Below are 16988 nucleotides of genomic sequence, written 5' to 3' on the forward strand. Positions count from 1 at the left end.
CCCCCAATAGGCGGTCTATCGACCATCGATTTCGGGTGTGGCCGCAGGTCCACCTTGAAGGTCGGCGATCAGGGCCTTCATCTCGGCGATCTCAAGTGTTTGTGCCTCGACGATGCTATCTGCCAGGGCCTGCACACGCGGATCCGAGATATTGGCACGGGTCGAGGTCAGGATTGCAATCGAATGATGTGGGATCATCGCTTTCATCCATGCGGTGTCATCAACGGTCGCCTGGCTGCGCACCAGAAACACCCCAAGGACAAAGGCCAACAAGGCGAGGCCCGCGACCATGAGATTGGCACGCCTATTGCGATACATGCCCAGCATGAAGGCCAGCATGATCAGCGCCATGGCTCCGCCCATGTAAAGCGCCATCCACATCCGGGTCTGACTGAAGAAGACGTGATCCAGTGACCACGTGTTCAGATACATCAGGCCGAACATGACCACGGTCGAGGTGAAGATCATCGCCGCAAACCGGCCGTAGCTTCCGCCATTCATGCGATCGTGATTCATCTTGTGATCAGAATTTTCCATTGTCTCTCCTCCTATTGGAATGAACCGTCAGCTTTTGCGGACCGCTGCAACTAACCCGGCCAGCTCGGATAACGGCACGGCACCAAACCGCGAATCCGACCCGGCAATGAAGGTAGGCGTGCCGACCAGACCCATCGCCGCTGCCAGCGTATTCGACTGTTCGATATGCTGGGCAACCTCGGGTCGGTCCATGTCACGTTGAAGTTGCCGGGCATCCAGTCCTATGGATCGCGCCGTGCGCAGGACGCTGGCCTGCTCGGCCCGGGCTTTCTGCTGCAGTAATGCGCGATGAAATTCAGGATAGCGGCCCTGACTGCGCGACGCCAAAGCCGCCCGTGCGGCGAAAACCGAGCCCTCACCGAAGACCGGCCATTCGCGCATGACCAGACGCAGACTGCGATCGGTATCCAGAAGCGCACCCACCACCGGCAACATCGCGCGGCAGAACTGGCAATTGTAGTCAAAAAACTCGACCAGCGTCGCATTGCCGTCGGGATTTCCCAAGGCAGGTGCGTTGGGATCGCGTTCCAATTGCCTGCGAAAAGCCGGCGGCAGGGAATGGCTTGCCGCTACGAGCCGCGGCGCCAGGGCCAATGCGGGGCCTGCAAGAGCAAGGCGCAAAACTGAGCGACGTTGAACCATGGCGATGGTCCTTTCAATTGATGCCATTGGCACGTTGAATTTCGCGGATATAGGCGATGATCACCGCAAGATCGGCATCGGTGACGCCCTCAGTTGGGGGCATGTTGCCGAATGTCCAGTGATGCTGCCGCGCGCCGGTTCTCGCGGCCAGCTCAAAGGCAATATCCGCGTGATGGCCGGGCCGATAGATCGGATCGATCAAGGGCGGACCGATACCGTCCCTCCCGCTGGCGTTCTCTCCATGGCAGGACGCGCAGTTCGTATCAAAGGCGGTCCGGCCTTTGGCAGCCGGTAATGACAGCGACGATGGCACATTGACCGTGACCATCGGGGTGCCTGTGGCAGCGGCCGTATCCGGGCGCCGAAGCGCCCAGACAAACACAGCCGCACCGATCACCGCAATCAGAACGAAAAGCCGGGATTTCGACATTATCCCACCTCATGCCGAGACGCTGAAGGTGGTCATCATCCCACTGGCCAGATGCGGCATGTGATGACAGTGGAGCATCCATTCGGCGGCCTCGCCCGCATCCAGCGCCACGGTCACCATCGACATCGGCGGCACATAGACCGTATCGCGCAACGCCCCGGCCACGCGGTTGCCGTTGATGGCCACAACCTGGAAATGGTGGCCGTGAAGATGCATCGGATGTCCCATCATGGACATGTTGTGGAAATTTAACTCGACCCGCTGACCGGTGGTCGCCGTGACCGGAACCCGGTCCTCGAACAGTCGGTCGTTGATGGTCCAGCGATACGGCTGCATCTGGCCGCCCAGCATGACCATCGGCGACAAATCGGCGGGACGGTCGGCCAGTGGCGCAAGCGCCCGCAGGACCGCCTCTTGCGCAAGGTCAATGTCAAAGGCCGGTGCCGCCTCGTCCGACAGGCCCGAGATGATCGGCACATCCGCGCCGGCCGTCGCCAGGATCAGACCCGTGCGTTCATGCGCCCCCTCGCGCAGCGCCAGGATCGGCCAGGCACCACCGCCCGAGGGCAGGTCAAGCTCGATATCCAGTCGTTGCCCCATCGCAACGCCAAAGCGCGCCGCCGGAAGTGCCTGCACCGGCTGGCCGTCCACCGCGACCAGTCGCGCTGGAACATCGCCGCAGGCGATCCAGAATACCGTGGCGGCGGCGCCGTTGATGACGCGCAGCAGAACCCGCCCGCCCTTCTCGACCGCCACGATCTCGGGATCGGAGAGGGTCCGGTCATTCGCCAGATAGGCATCGAAATTGAAGTCGTTCAGGTCCATCGCCATGCCGCCCATCCCGGCCGCGGTCATGCCTTCCATCCCCTCCATCGCCGACATGCCGGATGTGCCCATCGCACCCATATCATGCCCTGCATGAGCGTTGGCGCCCTGCGCATCATCGGCAGTTTCAGGCTCTGGATGGCCTTTCCCGGATCGGATCTCGTCCAGAACCTCTTCCGGCGGACGGAAAGAAAAATCATGCAGGAAAATGGTGACCTCTTGTCGGTCGGCCTTCACGTCATCGGGGCGCCGGACAATTAACGGCGCCGCCAGCAACTGCATTTCCTGAACCGGCACATGGCTGTGCATCCAGTGCGTTCCGGCCGCTGGTTCGAAATCATAGGACCGCGTTTCGCCGGGGCGCAGCAGCGGCAATGGCATGTCGGGCACGCCGTCCTGCACATTGGGCGGAATTTGCCCATGCCAGTGAACGATCGTCGGCACGTCGAGATCATTGGTCAGGTTGACGAGGAAGCGCTGGCCGGGGTCCAGAACCAGCCCCTGGCCACCGGCGCCATTGACCAGTCCGAAGACGGTCGCCGCGCGCCCGTCGATGTCCAGAGAGCGTGTGGTCGCGCGCAGCCCAAGTGGGGCCGTCTGTGAAAGGCCAGCGCGTGGCAGCGAAAGTGCAGCGATTAAAGCACTGGACCCGGCCAGAAAGCCGCGGCGATCGAGTAAGTTTGTCATGCAAGAAATCCATCATGCCCCGGGGGGCAAACTGTGTCAGACGCCTCTGATGAGGCATTACGAAGCAAACGCTCAGAGGGATTTCGGAGGACGGACGGCGGGGCCGACGCCGCGACTGTCATGGGCCGCATCGGTGAACGGCCACTGCAAGGGGTGTTTGTTCCTGACCGGGGCCAAATGCGCGGTGACGATCCTAGGCGTAGACGTGCCAAGACAGATGATCGCGCAGGCATCGGTCATAGCCGATTGGGACGGAGGATGCTCTTTGTCATAATGCTGCGTGTCAGCCGCAATCATCTCGGCCGACATATGGTGACCGGGCATATCAGCAGCTAAAGCCATCTCCGCATGCTGGATCAGACCGCCGAGAGCAATCAGGACAACCAGCAACGAAGAGATCCAGCGGCGCATTCCTAGCTCGGGTCCAGAGAGGTTCGTAAGTTGTGATGGTAGTCGCGTGGCAACCCGGATTCAACTCACGGTTTGCTCAGCAGCTTTGCAAGTGGTGAAGCGGCCGGCAAGCCCCATCCCCTCCTAGCTTCCCGGTTGAACGCCATAAGCCGCTGCGCGTTCTGCGTCACCAGAACAGATGCGCCTGTTTCGGTGAGGATCGCGATACAAGGGCCCGTCATGCCCGCCACGGTTGTGATCAGGAGCAGACCCTTCAGACCGGGACCGATGACCACGTTCTGGGGGATGTTCGCCATCCGCCACCGCGCGCACCACGTTGCGATGGCCAAACGTGAAAATGGATCGACTGAAGAAGCCCTCGACCTGTTCCCCCATCCGGCGCAGATCGGTCGCGGTCACAAGATAGCCAGAGTTCGAATCCGGGTCGGAAAATGCATGCGTGCCCCCTTGCAGGTCGGACAGCGCTTCCGCTCCATCTTCTGCCCCGACAATGAGGTAAGACTGGTATCGCGGGCCACCGCGCCACACAGGCGCAGCGACAAGATCCAGCAAATCGGCGTGCTGGAGATAGGGATAGCCGCAAAGCCAAGCCGCATCGACACTACGTTCCAGCAGAAGGCCAGTGATTTCCTGATAGGTGCGACGCTGAACCAGTTCGATCTCACGCCCCATCCGCATCCAACGCCCGAGCAGCCGCATCTGGTTCACGGCGTTGAAGCTCTGCGATCCGCCCGAGACCTGCATTACTGCCAGCGTCTTTCCCTGCGTCGGGCGCACGGCGCCCTCGGACAGCGGGATCCAGTCGATCTGCGTCTTCATCAACCCGGTCATCGCGCCGTGACGCTCAGGGCTTGACCAGACCATGCCCTCACTCCATGCGACCAGATCGCGTAGCTCGCGGACTTTCGGGTGGCTGGCATCGACCCCGTCATCAACCAGCGGGAGGCCGGATGGATGGAAAAACCGCACTTCCGCCCCCAGGCGCGTAAGGATGCGCCCGGCCTCTTCCGCGGACAGCCGGCTAAATGAGCGGACCCGCAGCGAGCCATAGAGGATCAGAATACGCGGTGGATGCGTTCGGACGATCGTAGGCCGCAGTCGTTCGCGGTCGATTGAAGCGAAGTGCTGCTCATCAAGCTGAGGGGTGGTCAGGTTCGTCAGGTCGTCAGGCAATTCGTTTTCCCCGATCATCAATAATGAGCTGACCGTCTTCCTTCGCAAGCGGCCCCGGCGGCAGCGTATCAAGCAGGTCTAGAACGGTTTCAGATGGGCGGCAGAGCCGAACGCCCTTGTGCGTGCAGACGAAGGGGCGGTTGACCAGGATCGGATGTTCCACCATCGCAGAGAGGAGAACCTCGTCCGACACACCGGGCGCGGTAAGCCCCATTGCTTCTGCCGGGCTTCGCGCAACGCGCAGTGCCTCCTGTGGGGTTACGCCAGCCGCAGCGAACAGACCTAAGAGCTGCGCACGCGTCCAACCCGTTTCCAAGTAATTGATCACCGTTGGCAGGGTGCCCGCAGCGTGCAGGATCGCCAAAGTGTTGCGCGATGTCCCGCAGTCCGGATTGTGGTAGATGACGACACTCATGCCGGAAATCGCTCCCTTGTGCGGTTGGCGAACCAGACGAGTGAAAGCATCACGGGAACCTCCACCAGAACGCCGACTACCGTCACCAACGCAGCCCCGGAATTGAGACCGAAAAGGCCAATGGCCACAGCAACGGCCAGTTCGAAGAAATTCGATGTACCGATCAGCGCGCAGGGGGCGGCCACCTTATGCGGCACCTTCCAACGCCACGCCCAGTAATAGGCGATGGCAAAGATCCCGTAGGACTGGATCAGGATCGGCGTGGCAAGCAGGACGATCAGGAACGGGTTTTCGGTGATGACGCTGCCCTGAAACCCGAACAACAGCACCACTGTCAGGAGCAACCCCAGAACCGAGGCGGGCTTGATCCGCGCGGTGAAAGAAGAAACTGCAGCTTCTCCACCCCGGGTCATCAGTCTGGACCGGGTGAAGATGCCGGCAGCAAGCGGCAGAACGACATAGAGAACCACGGAAAGAACCAGCGTTTCCCAAGGAACGGCGATATCGGTCACGCCAAGCAGCAGAGCCACGATGGGCGCAAAGGCGAACACCATGATCACATCGTTCAGTGACACCTGGACCAGCGTGTAATTCGGATCCCCTTTTGTAAGTTGGGACCAGACGAAGACCATCGCCGTGCAGGGTGCTGCCCCGAGCAGGATCAGCCCGGCGATGTACTGGCCTGCATCCGCCGGGTCGATCAGGTCCGCAAAGACGTATTCGAAAAACAGCACGCCCAGGGCGGCCATGGTGAAGGGCTTGATCAGCCAATTCACGATCACGGTTATGACCAGGCCCTTGGGGCGCTGGCCCACGCCCTTGAGCGCGCTCAGATCCACGGCGACCATCATCGGATAGACCATCGCCCAGATCAGGACAGCGACCACCAGATTGACCGAGGCATATTCGAGCGCGGCCAACGCTGCAAACAGGCCCGGCAGCAGCGAGGCGAGCACGATGCCCGCGACGATGCACAGCAGCACCCAGACAGACAGATAGCGTTCAAAAAGTGACATTGATCAACCTTGGGCTCTAGCAGGGGTTATGCAGCAGGCAGACTCGCTGCGAATGACGTCGAGTTCTTCAATCAGCGCCGAGAGGGGCTGCAAGGCCCCAGGGCTGAGTGAATAGCAGACCCGCGGCGGGTCGATCTGCCCTTCGATCACGCCCGCCTCCTTTAGGATGCGGAGATGCTCGGACACCGTGGACTGCGCGAGGCCGACGGCCTCGACGATATCACCGCCGATACAACCCGGTGTTCGCGCCAGCAGCCGCAAGATCCGCAATCGCGCCGGATGGCCCAGGGCCTTGGCTGTTGCCGCCATTCTCATGTCCTCAAGGTCTTGCTGGACTTCTGTCATCTTGGCCTCATCTAAAATCGGCTATCGTCGTTTACCGATATGTTTTCGTAACTGCCGACGCAAGCGAATTCATTGGCGAGTGGCTGGGGAGCTCGGTACGCGGATAGTCAATCACCGCAGTTTCCGTGGCAGAGTGCCCTTGCCGGCACCTTATCCTCTACCGCATCTGTGCTATCCGGATCACCAACTTGCACAGCTTGAGCAAAGTCTTGAATGTCGGGGCGATCCTGTAACCCACCAGGTGAAGGACCGTTCAGAGCCGTCAGTTCGTGGCGCGCCACATCCTGTACCGCCCCTGCCCTGTCACTTCGCGGATCAGCCCATGCGCTTCCATCCAGGCAAGGTTGCGCTGGACTGCGGCGCGACTGGCGCCGGTCATCGCCTCGGCCATCGGAGCGGATACAAGGGGCCATTCGGTCACCACAGCGCGCAAGGCACGCGGGGTCTTGCCCGAGAGTGGGGTCATCTCCGTTTCCGCCCTCGCTGACCATGCCTCGATATCGTCAAGGTGCCGCATTGCGGTCAGGCAGGCGGTCTCCAACCCGTCAAGCCATCGCGCCAGACGGTCAGCGGGTGGGCCGCCCGCGCGCAACCCCCCTGCCCCGCCCATGGCCAGAGGTGCAAAGACTGCTCCCTTGCCCTCGCTGGCCGCGATCCGCGCAGCTGTGACGGCCGCCTCCATTCGATCGCTTTGCTGCCCGAGTCCCGCGAGGCTCCAGAGGTGAAAGCCCAAGCAAGCACGGGTGATCGGGTGCAACTCGGAAGCTTGCGCCGTAAGGTCCAGCCAACCGCCTGCGCGATCCGCAAAAGGTTCGGCCTCATCCGCGAGGTTCTCGGGGTCGCGGCGGTCAAGGAAGGCGGAAAGGTCTACCTCCGGTCCTGGCCCACCGGATAGCCGCCGCACCGCCCAACCGACACGCGCGAGCGCGGCAGTGTCGTCCTGTACGCCGGACAAGCGCATGGAGATCCAGAGCGCCAGCCGATCTGGGCCAATGCGGTCACCCGCGAACCAGCTGAGGTCGGCAGCCTCGAACAGGGCAAGCCTGTGCCGCCATCCTTCCGGGCCCCGCTTCAGCCGGTCGTCCAGCGCACCGACTCGACCGGCCACACGGGCAAGACGCGCAGCATGACCCGCCTCTGCTTTGCGCCAATCGTCGAGGACTTCGGCGTCACGCGGCTCGGCCCGTGGTCCCGGCGGCAGATAATCCGGCTCCTCTTCCATGGGACCGGGCAGGAACCAAAGATCGTCCTCAGACGACTGTTCCACGGTTCTGTCGCAAATTGGGCGTCGAGACGCACGGCGTCGATGACTGCCTCGACTTCAGCCGGCGATCTGACAGAACGTCTGAAATGGGCGAAGCTCTGGTCTGAACTGCCCCTTGCGGATCATGTTGACCAGCTCGATCCCGGCGATGGTTGACGCGGCTGACTTGAAGCTCTTGAAGCCGAGCATTGGTCTCACCCGGCGTTTGATGAAACGGTGATCCTGCTCGACAAGATTGTTAAGATACTTGATCCGCACCATCTCGATCGCGACCGGGCATCCGAACCGCTTCAACATCCGGTTGATGTCCTTGATGCCTTCGGTGTTGGCTGCACTCTTGTCGATGACGATTTTGCGGGGCAGGCCGTTCACCTCCATCGCGCTGGCGAAGAACTTGATCGCCGCGGGCTTGTTGCGGCGCTCCGAGAGCATGAAGTCCAGCGTCTTCCCGAACTTGTCGACGGCGCGGTAAAGATAGACCCACTGGCCTTTCACCTTGATGTAGGTCTCGTCCATGCGCCAGGATCTGTCAGTGGGTTGCTTGCGCCGCCGCGCATCTTCCGCGACCTGACCCGCGTACCGCTCCACCCATCGGTTGAGTGTGGCATGGTCAACCGTGACACCTCGCTCGGCCATGATCTCCTCAAGGTCTCGGTAGGACACCCCGTAGCGCAGGTAGAAAAAGACCGCGTGCAGGATCACGTCCTTGGGAAAGTGGGCACCTTTGAATGATACGCTCATTGCACAATCCTCAGCAAAAACGGCCGACTTCACGCCATTCTATCTTTCCGGCTTGGACCTTGCGAAAAATTTGCGACAGATCCGGGGATAGTGCTGCGTCTTACCAGCGGCACCGCGATGGACGAGGATGCCCGGGCAGCCGAGATGGCCCTGAAGGTCTTGACCGTCATCCGGCGACCCGGGGATCCGTTCGGCGCGCCGGTCGCGGCCCTGCGCCGGATCGAAGCGGCCGCCACGCCCATCGGGCAGACACGCGATGAGGGCGATCGTCTCGAGGATGCGGAGCTGCCCCTGGTCGTTGAGGCTGGTCGCGCCTGGTCCCACGTTCCGATCCTGGCGGGATGGCGCGCGGCGGCCAGCTATGCCTTCCGTTCCCGACGGAGCAGCCCGGTGGCCGAGCGGCTGGTCTTCATGGCCGTGGAGGGTGCCGCGCGGCATCTGCAGGGGCTGTCTCCTGATAAAAGGGTCGACCGCGATGAGCTGGACGAGAGGGCAGGGGGCCTGCTGATGCCGGCAGTTGCCGGGTGGATCGTGCCGCCATCCGTGTCGCTGACCCGCACCGGCTTCCGGGTCTGGTCGCCGATGACGGGGCTGGCCACGTTTCTGGAGGCAGCCACGCGGAGCCTCTCTCATGATCTCGGCCATCTGGGGACCCTGCGCCATGAGCTGGCGCGTCTCAAGGCCATGACGTCGTCTGCACACGGCCGGTCGCGCCTTTCCGACCTGATCGCCCATCTGAAGGTGCAGCCGGTCGTCAGCTCGGCGATGGTCATGGATCATCTGGGTGTGACGCGCCGGACGGCCCTGTCGCTGATCAGTGAACTTGTCGATGCCGGCTGCCTCAGCAATCTCACCGCCCGCAGCACCTCCCGGTTCTGGGCGCTGCCGTCTCTCGCTGCGCGGATGGGCCATACGGGAGGGGCGGGGGCGGTTCGGGGTGATGTATTCGTCAGCCGCGAGGGGCCAAGCAAACGCACGAAACCGATTGGAGCTTTGGAGCGGATAAAGGGAGGATGCGACGGGGGCCAACTGGACCGGATCATGGCAGAGCTCGATGCCGCGATGTCGGGCTTGGATGATGTCGTGCGCCGGGCGGGGGGCGGGCAGCGGAGAGATGAGTAAGGTAGCTCAAATTCGAACTGCGTATGTGTCCAGTGAGACGGAGGCAAGACCAGTCAGCGGTGTTCCGCTTTCCCGGTGCCGTGCCCGAAATCTTGGACGCCTGGCGCGCCCCTCTTGGGCGATCCATACCCGATCAGGAGCATGACGCCCTCAAAGTGATCTGCATGACACCGCGTGCAGATCCAGTCGGCGTTGAGCTCGCTTTTGCAGACCAGACATGGATCATCCTCGACATCGAAGTCGAGCGGAAATGGGACAGGGACTATCGCAATGCTGCACATGGTCTGTCTCACTGAGGGTATGTTATTAACTATACCAACTATAGTTCACCGGAACTGACAGCTCCGCGACATAGGTGCGAGGTGCTGCTCTTGGCGAAGATCCGCTCCAGTGTCGGGTTCACGTCGTCGCCGCAATACTGGAACCGCACCTCCGGCGCCGGGCAATAGCGCGAACTGCCCAAACGTCCTGAGCTGTCTGCCTTGGCGTCTCCGATTTAACGGGTACGCGACAGTTGCGTCGAGTCAGGCATTTGAACCACGCGGCGCGGTTCATGCCGTTATCATCCGACCATTAGCGCCATAAGGGTAAGGTTCTGGCTACAATGGAGACGCGATATGCCAACGGTGATCCGGTGTAAAGAAAGGGGCGACCCGAGCACGGGTCGCCTACGAGCAACTTCAGCCGAGCGGCAAGGTCAGCTAAGACCCTGCCGGTGTGGCCGGCAGTCTTCAAACCAGCCGACTTCAAACCAGCCGAAGGTCGATCGCGCTGGTCTTGCCGCCGCGACCCGTTTCCAGCTCGTAGGACACATCTACCCCGTCCTTCAGGGTCTGCAAGCCAGCGCGCTCAACGGCCGAGATGTGGACGAAGACGTCCTGCGCGCCGCCTTCCGGTTGGATGAAGCCAAAGCCTTTGTCCGCATTGAACCACTTGACCGTTCCTCTGGGCATTTCATTCTCCAAGACGATTTCTGATGCAGCGATAGTCGGCGATCACGTGCGATCCGGCAAGACGCCGATTTGGCCGCCGGTCCGAACCGAGGCGTCGCGAACCGTGGTGGGTGCCAAGGTGGATAGATGTGGGGAGGAAGACGGCGGCCGAGTCCAAGCGCGCAAGGATTTCGGACAATGGTATCAGACCCAGAGTCCAGAGTTTCCCTCAATCGGCGCAGAACCTCCCCTTCAGATCAGAAGCGTCAACACGCGTTGGTCTTCTAGACGATCCTTATCTGTCGGTCTTGATAGCGGACGGTCTCAGAACAGCTGTCGGGAAAAAATGCCCCGCTCGGTTGGAGGGAGTTGCCGAGCGGGGCCGGGTGACAACAGGGAATGCTGTCGAGTTCAACCTATAGGAGAATCAATAATCTCGCGATCCTTAAATTGTACCGACACGCTTTCATGTTCAAAGGCCCGCCGAGCGGGCGGGCCTTGACGTCAACGCATGGTCACTTTGCTCAGGTCTTGCTCTTATCAATCAAGCCAGGCTTGGTTGGGTCTTCCGCGACTGCGGCGTTAGGGCGGTTGCCGCCGGGTACAGCAGGGTCCTTCTCATCTAAAACATGGTCAGGCACTTCGGGGTGTCGCTCCGTCTTTGCGGCCTCTTGAACTTGATCGGTAGGTGTCGGTTTCGGTTGGTCTTGCGTCATGACATGGTCCTCCTGCACCTCAACAGATGACTGGATCCAATGTTCCGCAAGGTAGCTTGCCAAGTCTGACCGTTATCCTGACATTTGCCGGGTATACTTCTTCATCCAGGCCCTATCGAAAATCGCATTGCCAAACCTGCTTGATCTGGAGGCTTGGTTTCTCGATCTGTTCGCCTGAACCCTTGACCGCGAGTTTGCCGGTATCGATGATCTCTCACCGAAGAACGCGCGCCGGTCGGACAAGAAGACCGATGCTTGCCGCGGAACTCACACTGCCAACGAAGGTTCGTCTTTATGTTAAAGGCGCGACATGGCCGCGTGATCGTAAGGGACTGACCTCGGCATGAAATACGCATTGATCGGCTTGCTTGCTCTTGGGGGGTGCACAACACCGCCCGTTTCCGATTTCGGCACCGCTGACGAACATTTCTACAAGGGGAATGCATGGTATATCGCCGATCGCCGCGGCCAACTGGAGGTCGCCTTGATGGCTGTCGGGATCGAGGATCCGGAAATCGAGTATCGTAGGGCCGCCCGCGACTACCTCCTCAGCAATCAGCGCATATGCTCAGTCAGCCCCGGTCGCCCAGGTGGCGAGGGGCGGTACCTGTTCAGCTACTCTTGCCGCTGATGAACATCGCGCGCACCAGTTCAGTGGAAGAGGTGTAGCCACACCGAGCGGCACTCCCGCGATACCGAGCAATCCACCTCTTTATCATGAGTATCAGATCGAGGCTCCCGGCATGATCCGCATCCTCACCTTCGCAGCGTTTGCCGCCTTGTCGTCGACGCTTTCATATGCGCAAGAAGCCGCCCCCTATCTCGATGATCGGTCCACTGCGGACCGGGTGGTGGCGTCGCTTTATAATGCCATAAGCAGGCAGGAGTACCTTCGCGCGCACAGCTACTTTGATCCCAGAACTGCTCCGGACCTGGCCGCCTTCCGTGAGGGTTACGCCACCACCCAAAGCGTCCGTCTGCGCCATGGAAAGGTCATCGCCGATGGGGCTGCTGGCACGCTGCACTTCGCTGTTCCTGTTGCGATCGAAGCGGTGACCACCGACGGGACCACCGTGTACACCGGCTGCTATCGTCTCAGCCAGGTCCAACCCGCCGCCCAGGAACTTCCGCCGTTTCGGCCTATCGACATCGATAGTGGAGAGCTGTCGGCATCAGACACGTCGTTCGACACCGCCATGGGCATATGCGACCTGCAGTGAGGTATCAGGCATGAACCGTATAACCGACCGCACGGAGGCCGTGACGGCACATGCCGCCAACGTCGCCTCTGTCACAGCGGATGGTGGGATCATCGCACGTGTCGTACTTCATCTCGGCGATCGACGGTCATTTTGCTTGGTCTGAGCGCGTTTCCGCCAGAATCTCAACTTGCGGTTAATCAGTGCAACCACGACGTGCGCTGCATGTTGATGCCGGTGAAATAGAAAATCAACGGAGACAACCGTGCAGGACAACGTGATCATGGCCATCGCCTCTGAAGACGAACTCGATATGATCGTTTCAGCTCTTGCTGCATATCGCCACAACACCCGGTATCGGGCTCTTTACGAAAAGCTCATCCGGCAACAGGATCAGTTGTACAAGCTCGCCGGTTGATAGAAGCCACGCTCTAGCATTGGGCCGGATCGAGATGCAGCGCGGCTATCCACTGACTTAAAAACCCCCAGCATCCTTGTTACGGAATGCAGAAATAGCGCCACTGAAATCGTTGAGCGCGATTTCGTCTGGTTTAGCCGCAATCAGACAGATCAGCTGATGCGTCTGCCGCAGGTTTGTCGTGTGTCCAGCCGAGGCGTCTGAGCTGCGAATTCGCGTGCCTCACGACTTTGGGATCGAATGGTGGGCTATGCCCGCCACTGCATGTCGCGAGGCCAATGTCAGTTACGATATGGACCTCGGTGCATGATATCATTGAAACCGCCCCGATGCCTGCGGGACAGCGTCAATTCCAGGGAACATAAACGACGTGTCCATCCTTGAGGGGAGCCACCCCTACACGCCTGCCCGATGCACCCTGGGGAAGCTAAGAATGTCGATGCATATCCTCCGCCACGCAGCCCCCCTTGTCGTGTGGCCTCTGGCGATCCTGACCGTCTGCGTGACGATCCTTCCACTGTGGAACACGAACGAATGGTGGGTGCGGGCAATGGGCTTTCCCCGCGTTCAGATCCTTGTCGCCAGCCTCTTCCTGATGATCGGCGCCCTGTTCCTAAACCGACCCGCACGTTGGGTAATCCTGTTGGCGATGGTCGGAGTCTGCAGCTATCAGGCATGGCGGGTCTATCCCTATACGCCGCTGGCATCTCCGGAGATGGCCTTTGCAGAGCCGGCGCCAGACGCTGTCAGGGTCATCACAGCCAACGTCCAGATGGGCAACACGCGGTATCAGGACGTCATCGAGATGATCAACCGCTATGATCCGGACATCCTGCTGCTCCTGGAAACAGACGCGACTTGGCTCGCCGAACTCCAGCCGATGCTGTCGCGGTATCCGACCGTCGTGCGCCAGCCGCAGAGCAACTACTACGGCCTGGTGTTTGCCACCCGGCTACCGGTCGATGAGGCCCGGGTCATCCAACTGACGAACGACAGAACGCCATCTCTATTCGCGCGCCTGAGAAGCCCCGGCGGACAGCCGTTTCATTTCCTGGGTCTGCATCCACGACCGCCGATCCCCGGGGAAGACACAAACGACCGCGACCGCCAGATCTATGCCGCAGCAAAGTTTGCGGAGAGCGACGACATGCCCGTGGTGGCGATGGGCGATTTCAACGACGTGGCCTGGTCCGAGACCTCGCAGACGTTCAGACGGGTCGGTGGTTACCTCGATCCCCGCATTGGTCGCGGCTTCTATGCCAGCTTCGATGCGAACAGCTGGTTTCTTCGGTTTCCGCTGGATCAATTCTACGCAACGCCCGACATTGCCGTCGTCTCGATCGAGCGTCTGGATCATGTCGGCTCGGACCATTTCCCGATGGCCGCCACGTTTCGCGTGGATCCTGGCCTTGCCGCCAGGCTCAATATCCAGCCCCGTCCCCTTACCGAGGAAGATCGGGACCTGATCGACGATCTGGACCTCGAGAGTGCAGAAACGCTGGTCAGGGAGAGGTAGGTGCCGCTCAGCGCCGGCGGCAGGTCCAACGGCAAAGCGGCACGAGTGTACTCTGCTTGATATCCGGGTCGCCCCGTCCGCGCCGGCGCCGATCGCGGAACTCAGAGCGTTAACAGATCGAGTTCAACGACAAGCAGGTCAATCACCCGAACCACGTGATCCTCGCCAACCCCGACCTGGAGACGATCTGGAAAAAACCGCCTGTTCCCGGGCGGTGCCCTTCACGAAACCCGACCTGCCGACCTCTCGCCACCATGTTTAAGTCTACCATAAGGCTGACCTTCCACACAGCCTCGGCTCAAAGCGCCTATGCTACGCGGACCGAGGACGGTGCGCATTGATGAGGATAGCCAATTGAAAGGTATCCGCTTGACTGGAGAGGCGAAACAGCCTGCCGACAAGCAAGGGGGGCTAATTCCGTGCGATACGTAAAATGCTAGCTCCCAGATTGCTGCGTGCTTTGATGATCTTTTACAATTTCGGTCGCCTCAGCAGCAGATTGTTTGTGCTGCTTACCAGAGTTTCCTGATTGCTCTGGCGGCACGAATGCCGTGATCCAATCCTGCGGCTGTGCCGAGAACGGCACATCCTTCCCGACAAAGCACAACTCGCCTTTGCTGATGGTCAGGATGGGAACGGCATTCGGCCGGTCAGCGCGCCAGTCATCTGCATCGTACTCCTCCGTAAGGCGGGTGCTGCGAATGGCCCATCCTTCGGCAATGCGCTGGTTGACAGTCTCGAATGTCGGCCTTCCTTCCAGACGCTGACCACCCAGTTGGGCGGGCAGGGCGTGGCGTGAGTCTTCGCGAACCCTGCTCAATTGCCAAACATGCTCTCGGCCAAGATCAGGGCCCATATCCGTCGCGACCAACGTATTGTAGGCGTCGTTATCGGATGCAACGAGAACGGTAGAGTAGGCAACGAATTCTACCTTGTGTTCGGCGACTTCGCCCAAGATATCACCGTGATAGGTTGGGATGCCCGCCTGCCGCGCGTGGTTCAGATGTTGCCGATTGGTGTCGGCAATCAATGTGCCGACATCCGCGCGCTGCAATGCCTGTGCCAGTGATAAGGCAAAGGGTGACCCGCCGACGATCAACAAACCCGGTCGTTCCGGACCGGACAGGCCCAGCTTGCGGGCAAGCGGTGCGAGCGTGAACCCGTGAATGATGACCGTCGCGAGGACGATGATGAAGGCAAGCGGTGCAAGGGCTGCCCCATCGGGAATCCCTGCCTCGACCAATTTCTCCCCGAAAAGTCCGGAAACGGCCACCATGACCACGCCGCGCGGTCCTGTCAGGGCAATCAACCAGCGCTCGTTCATCGGCAGGGCGGTTCCGATCAAAGGCAAAAGCACCTGCAAGGGGCGTGCCAAGGCAACGGTGAACAGAACAAACAGCGCTGCGCGCCATGTCAGCCCTCCTAGGGTCGAAAAATCGAGGGAGGCGGCCATCAGGACGAATACTCCTGACACGAGGAGGATCGTCGCATGTTCTTTGAAGCGATGAATTTCCGTGTAGGACGACAGTTTGGCGTTTGCCAAAACCATTCCCATGATGGTCACAGCCAGCAGGCCTGTCTCATGCAGGATGGTGTCGGTGACGGCAAAAACGGCCAAGACCGCTACGAACAGAACGGGTACTTTCATATACTCGGGGACGAATGCTTTGCGGAACGCCACTGCCATTCCGGCCCCTACGGCCCATCCTGCAAAGGCTGCGAAGCCGATGCCCGAGCCTATCGTCCAGATAGCTGCGCCCGCCGACAATCCTGTCTCAAGAACAAGCACGACCTCAAGCAGCAATACCGCGATCAGGACGCCGATGGGATCATTCAGGATGGCTTCCCATTGCAGGATCCTGGCGGGCCGAGCACGCAGCTTTGCCTGGCGCAGCATGGGCGCGATGACGGTCGGTCCCGTGACAACCATAACGCCCCCGAACACTGCCGACGCTTGCCACGAAAGGCCCACTGCCAGCCATAGCACGCCGGCTGACAGGGCCCAGCCCAAGGGTGCGCCAAGATATACCAATCTTTGGACAGGGCCCCGTGCATCACCCAAATGATGGTGTGTCAGGGTCAATCCGCCTTCAAAAAGGATGATCGCGACTGCAACGGAGATCAGTGGGCGATATATCGGCCCCAGATCACGTTCGGGCAGAAACCAGCCCATGACCGGCCCCACCAGCAGACCGACGCCCAGCATCAAAACGATCGCCGGCAAGCGAAGCCTCCACGCAAGCCATTGCGCGCCGACGCCAAGCACGCCAACCAAGGCCACGACCTGTACAGGTGTCAGCCCTTGCATGATTTCGCCTTCCATGATGTCCCTTTACGCTGCCGCAATGGTAAGCCGCTGCACAGAAGGCAGTTCCTTGAGGCGAAGATCCTTTGGATGATCATGTTGAACCGGCAGCAATAAGACCGTGACAGCGCGCTACATCGTCGAACAATGTCCTAGCCAAGTCAGGCTCAGACGAGCCACGTCCCGTAGTCACTGCGCAACTCTAGTGTTTGGGTAGGCGTGGCGTTGTTGCAGAACTCAGTCGGTGAAGGATTCACATCGGGAATCCATGCGGTTAGACGATCTGCATGAGCA

At 60.5% G+C, this 16988-nt stretch carries 20 protein-coding genes and 1 pseudogene; 6 read left to right on the forward strand and 15 right to left on the reverse strand.

All coding sequences use genetic code 11. The features are described 5' to 3' along the window. Positions 1–15: 15 nt before the first annotated feature. From FHD68_RS06545 to FHD68_RS06595, 12 genes and pseudogenes are all read right to left on the reverse strand, one after another. Positions 16–537, reverse strand: a complete 522-nt coding sequence (locus tag FHD68_RS06545; RefSeq protein ID WP_223850178.1) for a DUF305 domain-containing protein — start codon at positions 535–537, stop codon at positions 16–18. A 27-nt stretch (positions 538–564) separates the two neighbouring features. Further along, entirely contained in the window at positions 565–1179 is a 615-nt protein-coding gene (locus FHD68_RS06550) for a DsbA family protein (protein WP_120444809.1), read from the reverse strand. 13 nt (positions 1180–1192) lie between these two features. Continuing rightward, on the reverse strand, positions 1193–1609 hold the full coding sequence (locus FHD68_RS06555) for a c-type cytochrome (RefSeq protein ID WP_139085436.1): 417 nt from the start codon (positions 1607–1609) through the stop codon (positions 1193–1195). Between the two features lie 9 nt (positions 1610–1618). Beyond that, on the reverse strand, positions 1619–3121 hold the full coding sequence (locus FHD68_RS06560; protein WP_139085438.1) for a multicopper oxidase family protein: 1503 nt from the start codon (positions 3119–3121) through the stop codon (positions 1619–1621). Between the two features lie 72 nt (positions 3122–3193). After that, positions 3194–3532: a hypothetical protein gene (locus FHD68_RS06565; protein ID WP_139085440.1), complete on the reverse strand. Its 339-nt coding sequence runs from the start codon at positions 3530–3532 to the stop codon at positions 3194–3196. Between the two features lie 123 nt (positions 3533–3655). Continuing rightward, complete coding sequence (locus FHD68_RS19850; protein ID WP_341461887.1) at positions 3656–4210, reverse strand: PhnD/SsuA/transferrin family substrate-binding protein; 555 nt, start codon at positions 4208–4210, stop codon at positions 3656–3658. After that, positions 4202–4723, reverse strand: a pseudogene (locus FHD68_RS19855) (NAD(P)H-dependent oxidoreductase); the annotation flags it as partial. The pseudogene FHD68_RS19855 and the gene FHD68_RS19850, both read right to left, overlap by 9 nt. Further along, entirely contained in the window at positions 4698–5120 is a 423-nt protein-coding gene (gene arsC, locus FHD68_RS06575; protein ID WP_139085445.1) for an arsenate reductase (glutaredoxin), read from the reverse strand. The pseudogene FHD68_RS19855 and the gene arsC, both read right to left, overlap by 26 nt. Then, complete coding sequence (gene arsB / locus FHD68_RS06580; RefSeq protein ID WP_139085447.1) at positions 5117–6136, reverse strand: ACR3 family arsenite efflux transporter; 1020 nt, start codon at positions 6134–6136, stop codon at positions 5117–5119. The genes arsC and arsB overlap by 4 nt, the downstream gene beginning before the upstream one ends. A 3-nt stretch (positions 6137–6139) precedes the next feature. Continuing rightward, a complete protein-coding gene (locus tag FHD68_RS06585) occupies positions 6140–6481 on the reverse strand; it encodes an ArsR/SmtB family transcription factor (RefSeq protein WP_167550372.1) in 342 nt (113 codons plus the stop codon). A gap of 262 nt (positions 6482–6743) precedes the next feature. Beyond that, on the reverse strand, positions 6744–7703 hold the full coding sequence (locus tag FHD68_RS06590; RefSeq protein ID WP_244297780.1) for a hypothetical protein: 960 nt from the start codon (positions 7701–7703) through the stop codon (positions 6744–6746). Between the two features lie 99 nt (positions 7704–7802). Beyond that, the gene (locus tag FHD68_RS06595; protein WP_139085451.1) at positions 7803–8486 is read right to left on the reverse strand and encodes an IS6-like element ISPmar1 family transposase; all 684 of its coding nucleotides are present in this window, start codon (positions 8484–8486) and stop codon (positions 7803–7805) included. 117 nt (positions 8487–8603) lie between these two features. Here FHD68_RS06595 and FHD68_RS06600 point away from each other — a divergent pair, with 117 nt between their 5' ends. Next, entirely contained in the window at positions 8604–9608 is a 1005-nt protein-coding gene (locus tag FHD68_RS06600) for a helix-turn-helix domain-containing protein (RefSeq protein ID WP_139085453.1), read from the forward strand. A 59-nt stretch (positions 9609–9667) separates the two neighbouring features. Then, entirely contained in the window at positions 9668–9904 is a 237-nt protein-coding gene (locus FHD68_RS06605) for a hypothetical protein (RefSeq protein WP_139085455.1), read from the forward strand. Between the two features lie 450 nt (positions 9905–10354). Here FHD68_RS06605 and FHD68_RS06610 read toward each other — a convergent pair whose 3' ends face one another. Together FHD68_RS06610 and FHD68_RS06615 are read right to left on the reverse strand one after the other, a co-directional pair. Next, positions 10355–10561, reverse strand: a complete 207-nt coding sequence (locus FHD68_RS06610) for a cold-shock protein (RefSeq protein WP_139085465.1) — start codon at positions 10559–10561, stop codon at positions 10355–10357. Between the two features lie 503 nt (positions 10562–11064). Beyond that, positions 11065–11256, reverse strand: coding sequence for a hypothetical protein (locus FHD68_RS06615; protein ID WP_127899685.1), 192 nt, complete (start codon positions 11254–11256; stop codon positions 11065–11067). Between the two features lie 343 nt (positions 11257–11599). Here FHD68_RS06615 and FHD68_RS06620 point away from each other — a divergent pair, with 343 nt between their 5' ends. From FHD68_RS06620 to FHD68_RS06630, 4 genes are all read left to right on the forward strand, one after another. Continuing rightward, positions 11600–11887 carry a hypothetical protein gene (locus FHD68_RS06620; protein ID WP_139085457.1) on the forward strand — a complete coding sequence of 96 codons (288 nt, stop codon included), beginning with the start codon at positions 11600–11602 and terminating at the stop codon, positions 11885–11887. Positions 11888–11999: 112 nt separating this feature from the next. After that, positions 12000–12476 (forward strand): hypothetical protein, encoded by a 477-nt coding sequence (locus FHD68_RS06625; protein ID WP_045983981.1) that lies wholly within the window; start codon positions 12000–12002, stop codon positions 12474–12476. 244 nt (positions 12477–12720) lie between these two features. After that, complete coding sequence (locus FHD68_RS18950; RefSeq protein WP_167550374.1) at positions 12721–12873, forward strand: hypothetical protein; 153 nt, start codon at positions 12721–12723, stop codon at positions 12871–12873. A gap of 433 nt (positions 12874–13306) precedes the next feature. After that, positions 13307–14389 carry an endonuclease/exonuclease/phosphatase family protein gene (locus tag FHD68_RS06630; protein ID WP_052714962.1) on the forward strand — a complete coding sequence of 361 codons (1083 nt, stop codon included), beginning with the start codon at positions 13307–13309 and terminating at the stop codon, positions 14387–14389. 436 nt (positions 14390–14825) lie between these two features. On the opposite strand, the gene FHD68_RS06635 is transcribed toward FHD68_RS06630, so the two are convergent. After that, positions 14826–16712: a cation:proton antiporter gene (locus FHD68_RS06635; RefSeq protein ID WP_139085459.1), complete on the reverse strand. Its 1887-nt coding sequence runs from the start codon at positions 16710–16712 to the stop codon at positions 14826–14828. Positions 16713–16988 lie beyond the last annotated feature (276 nt).

The organism is Paracoccus marcusii (assembly GCF_006151785.1).
Lineage (GTDB): Bacteria > Pseudomonadota > Alphaproteobacteria > Rhodobacterales > Rhodobacteraceae > Paracoccus > Paracoccus marcusii.